Annotated in this window: 9 protein-coding genes; 4 read left to right on the top strand and 5 right to left on the bottom strand. The window is 55.0% G+C overall.

Annotation, left to right across the window (positions count from 1 at the left end; translation table 11 throughout):
• The first annotated feature begins 30 nt into the window (after window positions 1-30).
• Window positions 31-1,152, top strand: coding sequence for a phospholipase D-like domain-containing protein (locus tag J7J49_RS10130; protein WP_215092254.1), 1,122 nt, complete (start codon window positions 31-33; stop codon window positions 1,150-1,152).
• Between the two features lie 36 nt (window positions 1,153-1,188).
• Here J7J49_RS10130 and J7J49_RS10125 read toward each other — a convergent pair whose 3' ends face one another.
• Window positions 1,189-1,848: a YecA/YgfB family protein gene (locus J7J49_RS10125; RefSeq protein WP_215092252.1), complete on the bottom strand. Its 660-nt coding sequence runs from the start codon at window positions 1,846-1,848 to the stop codon at window positions 1,189-1,191.
• A 94-nt stretch (window positions 1,849-1,942) separates the two neighbouring features.
• Here J7J49_RS10125 and J7J49_RS10120 point away from each other — a divergent pair, with 94 nt between their 5' ends.
• From J7J49_RS10120 to J7J49_RS10110, 3 genes are all read left to right on the top strand, one after another.
• Window positions 1,943-2,482, top strand: coding sequence for a SprT family zinc-dependent metalloprotease (locus J7J49_RS10120; RefSeq protein WP_215092250.1), 540 nt, complete (start codon window positions 1,943-1,945; stop codon window positions 2,480-2,482).
• A gap of 215 nt (window positions 2,483-2,697) precedes the next feature.
• On the top strand, window positions 2,698-4,647 hold the full coding sequence (gene acs, locus J7J49_RS10115) for an acetate--CoA ligase (RefSeq protein WP_215092248.1): 1,950 nt from the start codon (window positions 2,698-2,700) through the stop codon (window positions 4,645-4,647).
• 268 nt (window positions 4,648-4,915) lie between these two features.
• Complete coding sequence (locus J7J49_RS10110; protein WP_007113812.1) at window positions 4,916-5,578, top strand: response regulator; 663 nt, start codon at window positions 4,916-4,918, stop codon at window positions 5,576-5,578.
• A gap of 38 nt (window positions 5,579-5,616) precedes the next feature.
• Here the strand turns inward: J7J49_RS10110 and J7J49_RS10105 are convergent, their stop codons facing one another.
• The 4 genes from J7J49_RS10105 to J7J49_RS10090 all read right to left on the bottom strand — a co-directional run bounded on the left by J7J49_RS10105 (window position 5,617) and on the right by J7J49_RS10090 (window position 12,393).
• Window positions 5,617-9,558 (bottom strand): hybrid sensor histidine kinase/response regulator, encoded by a 3,942-nt coding sequence (locus J7J49_RS10105; protein ID WP_215092246.1) that lies wholly within the window; start codon window positions 9,556-9,558, stop codon window positions 5,617-5,619.
• A 127-nt stretch (window positions 9,559-9,685) separates the two neighbouring features.
• Window positions 9,686-10,195 carry a hypothetical protein gene (locus J7J49_RS10100; RefSeq protein WP_215092244.1) on the bottom strand — a complete coding sequence of 170 codons (510 nt, stop codon included), beginning with the start codon at window positions 10,193-10,195 and terminating at the stop codon, window positions 9,686-9,688.
• Window positions 10,196-10,344: 149 nt separating this feature from the next.
• The gene (locus J7J49_RS10095) at window positions 10,345-12,126 is read right to left on the bottom strand and encodes a sodium:solute symporter family protein (RefSeq protein ID WP_064234181.1); all 1,782 of its coding nucleotides are present in this window, start codon (window positions 12,124-12,126) and stop codon (window positions 10,345-10,347) included.
• A 6-nt stretch (window positions 12,127-12,132) separates the two neighbouring features.
• The gene (locus J7J49_RS10090; RefSeq protein ID WP_064234182.1) at window positions 12,133-12,393 is read right to left on the bottom strand and encodes a DUF4212 domain-containing protein; all 261 of its coding nucleotides are present in this window, start codon (window positions 12,391-12,393) and stop codon (window positions 12,133-12,135) included.
• Window positions 12,394-12,904 lie beyond the last annotated feature (511 nt).

The raw sequence follows: 12,904 nt of genomic DNA, 5'->3' as shown, positions 1-12,904 counted from the left end.
CGTTGGCACCCTATCAACCCAGGAGCACCTATGCGGAACGAGTGGCGAGAAGGTAATCGCTTTACGCTGCTGCCCGAGGCTGCGCGCTTTCTGCCGGCCATGTTTGAAGCGGTGCATACCGCACGGCACTATGTGCTGGTAGAGCTCTACTTGATGGAGTCGGGGGAGCTTGCCGATCAGGTCAGCGATGCGCTTATAAAAGCTGCCAAACGCGGGGTCTGCGTCTGTCTGATGTTGGATGGTTATGGCTCCATGGGCCTCTCCAATAGTGATCGCCAACGCCTCAAGCAGGGCGGTGTTCAGCTGCGCTTTTTTAACCCTATTGGCTTTCACTCTTTAGCACGGAACTTAAGCCGCGATCACCGCAAAATAGTGGTTATCGATGGCGAACTGGCGTTTACCGGCGGTTTTGGCGCGGTGGATGAGTTTCTCAATGCCTGGTACGAAATTGCGCTACGTATTGAAGGGCCAGTGGTGGCCGATTGGGAACTGCTGTTTCGCCGGCTGTGGCATTCGCGCCTGACCCGCGCGGAGAAGGGCGATAGTCGCCCGGCGACTCTCCCTGAGCGCCGTAAGCCACAGGTGCTCCCTAATGGCGTGCCTGGGCGGGCAATGTCAGCCCGTGGCTACCGCTATCAAGCGATTCGCCACTCGCTGCATCATCGTGTCAGCCAGGTAAATGAACGGCTCTGGCTGTGTACGCCCTATTTCGTGCCCACTTTTGCCCTGCGTCGGCGCTTGGTTCGGGCGGCTCGCCGCGGGGTTGACGTGCGTTTATTGTTGCCGGGGGCAAAGCATGATCATCCCGGCGTGCGTTTTGCCGGGCAGCGCTTTTATCACGCCATGCTCAAGGCCGGAGTGCGCATTTTTGAGTTTCAACCGACCTTTATCCATGCCAAATTTGTGCTCGCCGATGAGTGGGTGAGCATTGGTTCGTGTAACTTTGACCATTGGAATTTGCACTGGAATCTGGAAGCCAACCAAGAGGCGAAGGATCCGAAGCTCGCGGCCGATGTACGCGAGCTGTTTGAGCGTAACTTTGCCGCCAGCCAGGAGGTAGATGCCGAGGCTTGGGCGGCCCGGCCCTGGGGGCAGCGCGTCCGGGAGTGGCTCTATGGTGTGCTTGACGCGCTGATAATGCGGCTTAAATAGCGTCTTTTGCCTGCGTGCTTATGCTTATCTAAGTACCTAGCGCTTTTTGCCTTTTGCAGGCGTTTTTTTGCGCGGTTTGGGTTTGGGCGTTTCCTGCGGCACGCGGTAGTGCAGGTAAAGATCCAACACCAGTTCCGGCAACTGCACCACCAGCGACTCCTGGCGCGCTTGATCTTTCGCCAGCTCGGCCATATCCGGCTCTTCGTCGAATAGCCCAGAGAGCAACATAAACGGCAGCAGTAGCGTGGCAGCGGCCTCTTCGTCGTCCTGGAACCAGGCGCTCTCGTCGCTGAAGACGCCCTCCATAAAGCCCGCACACCAATCGCCAATGGGGGTGTCTTCGGCGGGTTCGCCGCCGAGCGTTAGCTCAAAGGGGAGTTCCGGAAGACCCCCTTGTTCGAGTACCGCCACCGCGTTGTCACGCAATAGCGTGAGGAGGGTGATAATCTCATCACGCTCGGCGTCATCGGCATAGCGAGGCTCGCCCTGAAACAGCTCAGCCAGCCACTGGGTGGGCGGCACTTCGCTGGGAGCCACGGCAAGGGCCACTAAAAAGCCATGGGCGGAAATGAGATCCAGGGCGTCTTCATCGACTTGATCAGAATCGAGGAAGTCGTCCAGTCTATCCAGCTGCTCATCCTCGAGCAGTGGTTGCGGCGGCGTGTTGGTGTCGGGCGTGTCACTGCGCTCTGCCATGCGTAAAGCCTCATCTATACAATTTTTTCATTGATGAGTCGTTCATCAACGAATCGTTCATCAATGGTTATCTTTAACGGCTAGTTTATCACTAATGAAGACATTACCACTGCCCCCTTGGCCCGCCGCTGAATTGGCCGCCATGTCGGAAACAGCGTTACACCAGGCCGCACGGGCGCGCGTTGAGCAGGCGTGGCAGCGCTGCCGTGAAGTGAACCCTGGGCTGCCAGCCCCTAAGGTGTGGTTTAACCTACGCGGCGCGTCAGCGGGGCAGGCCCACCTTGGCCACGGTGGCCTACGCTTAAACCCGGTGCTGTTGAATGAAAACCGCACGGCGTTTTTTGATGAGGTGATTCCACACGAAATGGCCCACTGGCTGGTGTTTCATTTGGACAATGGCCCGCGCCTGAAACCCCACGGTCACGAGTGGAAAACGGTGATGCGTGATCTATTTGGCTTAGTGCCCAGCGTCACCCATCGGTTTGATATTAAGCAGGCGCAGTCGGCACCTTATCGTTACCAGTGCGATTGCCGGTTTCATCAGTTTACCCCGCGACGTCATTCTTTAGTGGTAAACGGGCGCCGTTACCGCTGTCGACACTGCGCTAAGACGTTGGTCTACAGGCCGGAATAAGTGCTTTGATTCGTTTATAAATATCTGTTTTTTAAATGAAAAATGCTAATACCAATGTCTAAAGGGAAGCCTGCTCGAGGAGGTTTATGCTAAGGGCACATTACTGGGTGTCGATACGACCAACAACGTTCAATAATCCCTGGCACAACAGTATCGACTATTTTTTCTAGACTATATTTTCTAGAGAGTGCATTTCCACGGACAGAGGCAATTTCATGAGCAATCAACAGAACGTCTATCCGGTGCGCGACGATTTCGCCGCCAATGCCTGGGCCGACCAAGCCAAGTACGAGGCCATGTATCAGCAGTCGATGGACGATCCGGAAGGCTTCTGGGCTGAACAAGCCAAACGCCTCGACTGGATTAAAGCGCCCAGCAAAATTAAAAATACCTCCTTTGCGCGTGACAATGTCGATATTCGTTGGTTTGAGGATGGTCTGCTGAACGTCAGCGCCAACTGCCTTGACCGCCATCTGGATAAGCGCGGTGATCAAACGGCGATCATTTGGGAAGGCGATAACCCCGATGAGTCCAAACATATTACCTATCGCGAACTCTATGCACGCACGAATCAGCTGGCCAACGCGCTGAAAGAGCTGGGTATCGGTAAAGGCGATACCGTCACGCTATATATGCCGATGATTCCCGAAGCGGCAATGGCGATGCTTGCCTGTTCGCGCATCGGGGCCGTTCACTCGGTTGTCTTTGGTGGCTTCTCGCCGGACGCCGTTGCCCAGCGTGTCATTGGTGCCGACTCCAAACTGGTTATCACCGCCGATGAGTCGGTGCGCGGCGGCAAGCACGTGCCGCTTAAGGAGAACGTAGACGCCGCGCTAACCCGTGACGGCACCGATGTGTGTAAAAACGTTCTGGTAGTGAAGCGTACCGGTGGTGAAATCGAGTGGAAAGACGGTCGCGATATCTGGTTTGATGAGCTAGTTGATAAGCAGTCCAGCGAGTGTGAAGCTGAAGCCATGGGCGCTGAAGACCCACTGTTCATTCTGTATACCTCTGGTTCTACCGGTGCGCCTAAAGGCTTGAAACACACCACTGGCGGTTACCTGACGTACGCAGCCATGACCCACCAGTACGTTTTTGACTATCAAGAGGGTGAAATTTACTGGTGCACCGCGGATGTTGGCTGGGTCACCGGGCATAGCTATATCGTTTATGGCCCCTTGGCCAACGGCGCGACTACCCTGATGTTTGAGGGCGTTCCCAGCTATCCCACCCATGGCCGTATGGGTGATATCGTTGATAAGCACAACGTAAATATTCTTTACACTGCGCCCACCGCGGTACGCGCTCTGATGGCCCATGGCGACAACGTCATGGATTCGAGCAAGCGCGATAGCCTGCGTCTGCTGGGCTCCGTGGGCGAACCGATTAACCCTGAAGCCTGGGAGTGGTTCTATCGCGTTATCGGCAACGAAAAGTGCCCGATTGTGGATACCTGGTGGCAAACCGAAACCGGCGGCATCATGATTGCTCCGCTGCCGGGCGCTACACCGCTTAAACCGGGCTCGGCAACCATGCCGTTCTTTGGTGTGAAGCCCGCGCTGGTGGATAATGAAGGTAACATCTTAGAAGGTGCCACCGAAGGTAACTTGGTGCTTCTTGACGCCTGGCCGGGGCAGGCGCGCTCTATTTGGGGTGACCACGAACGCTATACCCAGACCTACTTCTCGACCTACGATGGTATGTACTTCACTGGTGACGGCTGTCGTCGTGATGAAGATGGTTACTACTGGATTACTGGCCGTGTGGATGACGTACTGAACGTTTCCGGTCACCGCATGGGTACCGCCGAAATTGAGTCTTCTCTGGTTGCGCACAGTGCTGTTGCTGAGGCAGCCGTTGTTGGCTTCCCGCACGATATTAAGGGACAAGGCATCTATATCTATGTCACCCTGAACGACGGTATTGAAGAGTCAGACGAACTCAAAAAAGAGCTGACCCAATGGGTGCGTAAAGATATTGGCCCGATTGCGTCGCCGGATGTGATTCAGTGGGCGCCAGGCTTGCCGAAAACCCGCTCGGGTAAAATCATGCGCCGTATCCTGCGCAAGATTGCCGCCAACGAGTGTGATGGCTTGGGCGATACCAGCACGCTGGCGGATCCGTCGGTGGTCGATGAGCTGATTGAGCATCGCGTCAATCAATAGTGGCGACACCGATGTAGGCTGTCTAGCCGCAATAGACCATTGAAAAAACGTGCCGACCCGAGTGGGTCGGCACGACTGTGTTTACAGATACGTGCTTGTAGATATGGATTTATAGTTACGCGTTTTATTGGTATGAACTATCTATTATAAATTGTGCATGTGATGCTTGGGCATGATGAAGCCCATGGGGTACCATGCTTCACAACCGTAAGAGCCTAGCGTCGCGGCGGCAGACAACCCCGCTGCTCGAGGAACCGGAGGAATATCCATGGCAGTAGCTCATAAGTTTATCGTCGCTGACGATCACCCGCTGTTTCGTGCAGCGCTGACCCAAGCGTTACGCCAGTTGGCCCCCCAGGCGGAAATTGTCGAAGCGGATACCATGGAAGCCACCACTGACGTGGTGAATCGCCACCCAGACGCCGACTTGATTCTGCTCGATCTGCACATGCCGGGAGCCCACGGCTTCTCTGGTTTGATCCAACTGCGCGGCCAAATGCCTGATATCCCTGTCGCGGTAGTGTCTGGCAGTGATGAGCCCTACGTGGTTCGTCGTGCTATTGACTACGGCGCGTCGGGTTTTATCCCTAAATCATCGTCTCTACAACTAATTGCTGAAGCCGTCGGTGAAATTCTGCAAGGCGAAGTGTGGTTGCCTGAAGCGTTGGCCAACGTGCTGGAAGAGACCAGCGAAGAGGAGTCGCGTTTTGCCGAGGCGATTGCGTCGCTAACGCCTCAGCAGTTCCGCGTCTTGAATATGCTGACCGAAGGTCTGCTAAATAAACAGATCGCTTATGAACTGAGCGTCTCAGAAGCCACGATTAAGGCCCACGTGACCGCGATTCTACGCAAGCTGGGCGTACACTCACGTACCCAGGCGGTTATCGCAGCTCAGAAACTTGAAGTTGAGCCGCCAAAAGTCGTTTCCTAAGCAAGTAGCAAGCAACGACTGTGTTAACCGCGGCGCGCTTAGCGCGCCGCACGATTGGCCTGCAGCGTGCGCGTCAATAGCGCCCGTAGTGCCGCCGGTTTAACCGGTTTCAGCAGCAGTTGATAGCCCGCCCGCTTGATCTCCTCGGCCACTGCTTCGGTACGGTCAGCGGTAATCACAATCCCCGGTACCGCTCCTTCAAAACGCTCGCTGAGCGCTTCTAGCGCCATTAAGCCGGTCACTTCGTTATCCAGGTGATAGTCCGCCAGAATAGCGTCGGGGTCACCATCCATATTGCGCAGGATCGACTTGGCCCCGCCAATACTGGTGGCGGTAAACACCTCGCAGCCCCAGCCGCTCAGCATTGCGGTCATGCCTTCCAGAATCAGCGTCTCGTTGTCGATACACACAATCCGGGTACCGCTTAGCTTATGGCTACCGCGTCGGCCCTGGGGTTCAAACTCGGCACTGCTCGCTGCGTGGGCGGCAACAATCGGCACGCTAACCGAGAAAACCGCGCCTTTGCCTACCGTCGAGCGTACTTTAATGGGGTGATTCAGCACCCGGCTCATACGGTCGGCAATGGAGAGCCCAAGCCCTAAGCCTTTTTCGCTCTCTTTGTGGCGCGATACTTGATCCAAACGGCGAAATTCTTGGAAGATCTCAGTTAGTTTGGATTCCGGAATACCTGGGCCGCTATCCCACACTTCAATCGACAGCCAGCCGTTCTGGCGGCGACAGCCGAGCAGCACGCGGCCCTCTTGGGTGTAGCGAATGGCGTTAGACAAAAAGTTTTGCACAATGCGTCGTAGCATCTGAGGGTCTGAGTCGACCCAAAACTTCGTAGGCACGACCTCTAAATCCAGCCCGCGGTCATCCGCCATCACCTCGAATTCGGCGCGAAGCGGGCGGAAGATATCCGCCAGGGCAAAGTGACTGCGCCTCGGCGTTAAGGCGCCTGCGTCCAGCTTGGAGATATCCAGCAGAGTACTCAGTAGCTCCTCGGCGGCCTGCAGCGAGTTATCGATATGCCCCACGATGCGCTGGGTATCGGTGGTAGTTACGTTTTGCATCAGCGCGGAAGTAAATAGCCGAGCCGCGTTAAGCGGTTGCAGCAAGTCGTGGCTGGCGGCGGCCAAAAAGCGTGTCTTTGAGGCGTTGGCATCTTCCGCCAACTGTTTGGCTTGGCGCAAAGCAAGCTCTGCTTCAGCGCGTACGCGGTTCTCCTGGCGCAGCGCGGCGTTAGCTTCAGAGAGCGCCTGAGTACGTTCGCGTACGCGCTCTTCCAGGGTTTCGTTGGTCTCTTTAAGGGCAATTTCGGCCTGGCGGCGCTCGGTTATGTCCTGATAAAGCGCGAAAAAACCGAGAATCGCCTGGCTGTCACCAAAGTGTGGCGTGTAGGTGACCAGCATATAGCGCATCGACTCGTTGACCCGCAGCGAGACTTCAAAGCTGACCCGTTCGCCACTGAGCGCGCGGGACACCCAGGGGGCGCGTTCCTCCGCCTGTTTAACCGGTAGTACGTCTTCAAAGCGGCGACCAATCACTGCATTGCGGTCAATATTGAACGCTTGCTCGTAGGCGCGGTTGGTAAACAGGTAGCGGCACTCTTTATCGAAGTAGGCGATCAGCGCGGGCACGTTATCGGTATAGATACGGATATTGTTTTCCGAGCGGATCAGCGCCTCTTCGATACGCTTCTGCTGGGTAATATCCTGATAGGTATACACAAAGCCGCCGCCGGGCATCGGGTTGCCCTGCACCTCCAGCACGCTGCCATCCTGGCGGTAGCGCACGTAGCGGTGTGGCTGGCCTTCGCGAATATTGTCGAGCAGCAGTTGCACATGCTCCTCCGGATCACCCGGGCCGTATTCGCCGTTGTGGGCGTTGTAGCGGAAGATGCGGTCAATGGGGGCGCCAACGCGAATTAAGTGGTCAGGAAAGCGGAATAGCTCCAGATAACGCTGGTTCCACACCACCAGGCGCAGGTTTTGGTCGACCACGCTAATGCCCTGGTTAATGTTTTCAATGGTGGCCTGGAGCAGCGCTCGGTTGAACTCCAATACCTGGGAGGCTTCATCGACAATCGAAATCACATCCGAGATGCCGATGCCGCGCCCTTGAAGTGCTGAGTTAACCACAATGCGAGCCGAGGATGCGCCCAGCACCGAGGCCAGAAAGCGTTCAGTGAACTGGATAATATCGATTGAGGCGCGAGTGCCATCGTCCAACGGCTTACCCACCCGGCGGGCGTAGTCTTCAAAGGCACGATCCACCTGGCCCGCCCCCAGAAAGCGCTCGCACAGCACTTTTAAATCGCCGACGGTGGTCGCCCCGGTCCAGGGGCGGTTAACCGAGGTCTGGCGGGTTTCCACGCTATCCACAAACAGCGAAGCCTGAATACGCTCAACGACGCGCTGTGAGGTGACCTGAGAAACAAATATGTAGCAGAACAGATTAACCCCGAGGGATAGCATTACGCCGTGGGTAAAGCTGTCGCCTAAGTTGAGGCCGAATAGCGCCGTGGGAGATAACCAGTTAAGCCCCAACGGACCGCCGTCAAGCCAGCCGGTGGGCAGCACCCCGGCATTGATCATGGCTGGCATCAGCAGGCTATAGGCCCAGATGGCGAAGCCCGCATTCATACCGACAATCACGCCTAGCCGATTGCCACGCTTCCAGTAGAGCCCACCAATCAGCGCCGGGGCAAATTGGGCGGCGGCGGCAAACGAGAGCATGCCAATCGAAGCCAGCGAGGTAAATTCAGCAATCAGCTGATAGAAGCCGTAGGCCATGGCCAGCACGGCAACAATGGTTAAACGCCGCGCGCGCAGTACCAGGCGGCCATAATCCCGCGCCTTGGTATCAAACCAGCGCAGTCGGAACAGTGCCGGGATCACAATTTCGTTGGAGATCATGATCGACACCGCTACTGCGGCAACAATGACCATGCCCGTCGCCGCCGAGAAGCCACCGATAAAGGTAAGCAGCGTTAACCACTGATGGCCTGAGGCCATGGATAACGCCAGCACGTAGGTGTCGGGCTCTACGCCGCTTTCGGAGAACAGCAGCAAGCCAGCTGCAGCCAGTGGCACCACAAAAAACGCAATGGCCAGCAGATAAAGCGGAAACAGCCAGCGGGATTTGGTGGCGTCATCAGGATGAATATTCTCGACCACAGCCACATGAAACTGGCGGGGCAGACACAGAATCGCCAGCATCGCGAGCAGCGTTTGCGCCCAGAAACTTTGGCCAAAATCCTGGTTGGCAAGCTGACGCTGGAGTTCGAGCTGACTTTCGGCATGCCCCATCAGCTCACCCAGGCCATCGAACATACCCCAGGTAACAAAGGCGCCAAGCACTAGGAAAGCGAGCAGCTTGACCAACGACTCAAACGCTACGGCGTGGATCAAGCCTTCGTGGTGTTCTGTGGCATCGGTGTGGCGGGTGCCGAACAAAATCGCGAAAATCGCCATCACTATCGCCACATAGAAGGCCGTATCGCCAAACAGCGGCGTATGGGTCACATCGGTGGCATCGGTGAGTACACTAAAAGTGGTGGAAACTGCTTTTAGCTGCAGGGCAATGTAGGGCAGGGTGCCGACCAGGGCGACTAAGCTGGCGAAGGCAGCCAGCGACTGGGTTTTGCCGTAACGGGAGGCGATAAAGTCGGCAATCGAGGTGACGTTTTGATGCTTGGCAACGCGAATCATCTTGGCCAGCACCGGCCAGAAAAGCAAAAACGTCAAAATCGGCCCGACGAAGATGCTTGCAAACGACCAGCCCGCGGTAGCTGCCTGGCCAACCGCGCCGTAAAACGTCCACGAGGTGCAGTAGATTGCCAGCGCCAGGCTATAGATGATTGGACGCCTGCGGGTGGCGCCGTGGGTACGCGCGCGGCGGTCACCGTACCAAGCGATGCCGAATAGAACGGCAATGTAGAGTAACGAAACCGCTACCAGTAGCCCGCCGTGAAACATGCCTTTCTCCCCGCCAGAGTGTGCGATCCACTAATCGTGCGCTAATAAAAAAGGCTTCATTCTAGGCGAAATGGAGGGCCGTGTACGACCATTCTCTAAGCTTGTTTACACCACAGGCTTTATTTGTCTATGTGCACACGTTGCTAAGTAGAGGAGAGGTTTCGCGCAGCGTGCGTATCTCTTCGAGAATAGGCTCGCGAGACTCTTCATCCAATGGTACCAATTCCCGGTTCTCACAGTTGAGTACGTAGGGTTGGGTTATCAAAATATCGGTGTGGTGACGTTCAAACTGATAAAGAATAAATTCTGCTAAGCGGGCGCCGTCCTGTTCGCTTATGCGAATATTTTCACTATCGACCATGCTGAACTTAGTGGTCATGGGAATGGCAAAGGTCCACGGGCGCCATACCGCCGAGCTACTTTCGGTTGAAATGACCTTGGCAGTGTCAGGAAGTTGCGCCTGTTTATGTTCAAACCAGCTGTACTCGACTTGAACTTGATAGCCCAGCATACCCAGCGCGCCAAACACCGGCACTATCCACTTGGGCAAACGTTTGCCGCTCACATTGCGCAGTATCAGGCCAATCCCGGCAGCCGCAAGGCCTGCAAAAACGGCGGCGATCAAATGCCAAATCATAAATTATCCTTTCAAAAAGCCGTTTATAAAAGCTATCGATAAAAAGCCATCTATAAAAGCCATCGGGCCTCCCTAAGGAAGCCCGATGGTAAGGTCAATTCCTAAGCGATATCACAACAGTGCGATAAACCGCCAGGATGGATTATGACTTAATGGTCGATTGCCATACCAGCACCTTTCGGATAGCGAACGCTTTCCACCAGATCCTGAATTTCCTGCGGCGGTGCAGCTGTCACTCTTGAAACCGCGAAGGCAACGGCGAAGTTGATCATCGCGCCTACGGCACCGAAGGAGAGCGGCGAAATACCGAAGATCCAATTATCCGGCGTGTTGGCCAGCGTGTTGGTATCGGGGATAAAGAACCAGCCCAGGTAAGTGAAGATGTACAGCAGGGTGCAAATCAAGCCCGCCAGCATACCGGCAATTGCGCCTGAATTGTTCATCCGCTTGGAGAAGATGCCCATCATCAGCGCAGGGAAGAGCGAAGCACCGGCAATACCGAAGGCGAGTGCCACCGTCTGTGCTGCAAACCCTGGCGGATTGAGCCCCAGATAGGTAGCCAGTAGTATCGCACCGCCCATGGAGATTCGCGCCGCTAACATCTCACCTTTTTCGGAAATCTTCGGATTGATCATGGTCTTGATCAAATCGTGACTGATCGCCGACGAGATCGCCAGTAGCAAACCAGCGGCGGTAGACAGAGCCGCGGCAATACCACCTGCTGCGATCAAGCCGATGACCCAGCCGGGCAAGTTGGCAATTTCAGGGTTGGCGAGTACCAGGATATCGTTATTAACGGTGAGTTCGTTGCCTTCCCAGCCACGATCAGAATAGTCGGCAGCATCATTATACATCTGGATACGGCCGTCATTGTTGAGATCATTGAAGCTGATCAGGCCCGTTTCTTCCCATGTGCGCACCCAATCTGGGCGCTCTTCGTAGAGAATCGGGTTTCGCGCAGCCTCTTCGTAGTTTTCAACCTGCCCCGCCATCTCTGGATACACGGTGGTCGCCAGATTCAAGCGAGCCATAGAGCCTACCGCTGGTGCGGTCAGGTAGAGCAAGGCAATGAAGACCAGCGCCCAGCCAGCAGACCAACGCGCATCGGCCACTTTCGGTACGGTGAAGAAGCGAATGATAACGTGTGGAAGACCGGCAGTACCGACCATCAGCGACAGGGTAAACAGCACCATGTTGAGCTTGTTATCCACGTCGGCCGTGTAGTCGCGGAAGCCGAGGGCACTGACGACGTCATCCAGTTTTTCAAGCAACGGAATGCCGGATTCAGTGTGGGTGCTGAACATGCCGAACATTGGAATCGGGTTGCCGGTTAGCTGAAAGGCAATAAACACCGCAGGAATGGTGTAAGCGATGATCAGAACGATGTATTGCGCTACCTGGGTGTAGGTGATGCCTTTCATCCCGCCAAATACGGCGTAGAGGAAAACGATCAACGCGGCTAACCAGATACCCCAGGTGTTGCTGACTTCAAGAAAGCGCGAGAACGCCACGCCCGCACCGGTCATTTGACCGATAACGTAGGTCACCGACGCCACAATCAAGCACACGATCGCCACTAGGCGAGCGGTGTTGCTGTAGAAGCGATCACCAATGAAGTCGGGCACGGTAAACTTACCAAACTTACGCAGGTAAGGGGCTAACAGCATCGCTAGGATAACGTAGCCACCGGTCCAGCCCATCAGGAAGGTGGAGTTAGCGTAGCCACCAGAGGCCAGCAAACCCGCCATGGAAATAAACGACGCTGCTGACATCCAGTCCGCTGCAGTGGCCATACCGTTGGTGATGGGGTGAACCCCGCCCCCGGCGACATAGAAGTCTTTTGTAGAGCCGGCGCGCGCCCAAATCGCAATGCCTATATATAAGGCAAAGGAGGCGCCGACGAACAGTAAGTTAATTGCAAACTGGCTCATACCGGCTTACTCCCCAAGGCCAAATTTTTGATCGAGCTTATTCATCTTCCAGGCATAGAAGAAGATCAGCACGATAAACGTTAGGATTGAGCCCTGTTGTGCAAACCAGAAGCCAAGGTCAGTGCCGCCAACCGGAATGCCGGCGAGCAGTGGGCGAAACAGGATAGCGCATCCGTAAGAAACAAATGCCCAAACAACCAGGCATCCGAAAATTAATCGGACGTTTGCTTTCCAGTATTCAGCAGCATTGGTTTTGTCGTCTGCCATAGTGTTGCTCTCCACTTGTGATTTTTAAGGTTGGGAAAGTTCACGAGGAATAGCGTGTGACCCATCAGGGCAATCGCACGTCTAAAGCCACTCAATCGTAAGGAGTGGTGAGTCAGTTCCTGTTGGCACGTCACCTTATTATTCGATATGAAATGTCGAGTTAGTTAGTGACGTGCGATTACCCTGCATGACTCATTGTTAATACTGGGCAATAAACGTCAAAAAATAAATCCCAGACTTTGGTATCAATAAACAGAGTAGAGGATCTTTTTTAGCTGCATGTTGTTGAAAATAGTTGTTTTTAGACGCCCGTTAAGCGAATTTTGTAGCTGTTTGCAGGGCTATGGGACAATAGTCTAGTAAGCAAATAAAGGTGGTTATTGGCTACTTTAAATACATGTACTGCGTTTAATGGGCAGTGGTGGTTAGTAACTATCGATACTTTGGTAGTGTATCAAAAGTCGCTTCGACCTTAGCGTGATAGCTAAAGGTATAACAACGTTCTACTTGC

The sequence above is a fragment of the Halomonas sp. ISL-56 genome (genome assembly GCF_018612805.1).
Lineage (GTDB): Bacteria > Pseudomonadota > Gammaproteobacteria > Pseudomonadales > Halomonadaceae > Vreelandella.
This window is presented reverse-complemented; position numbering and strand designations above follow the sequence as displayed.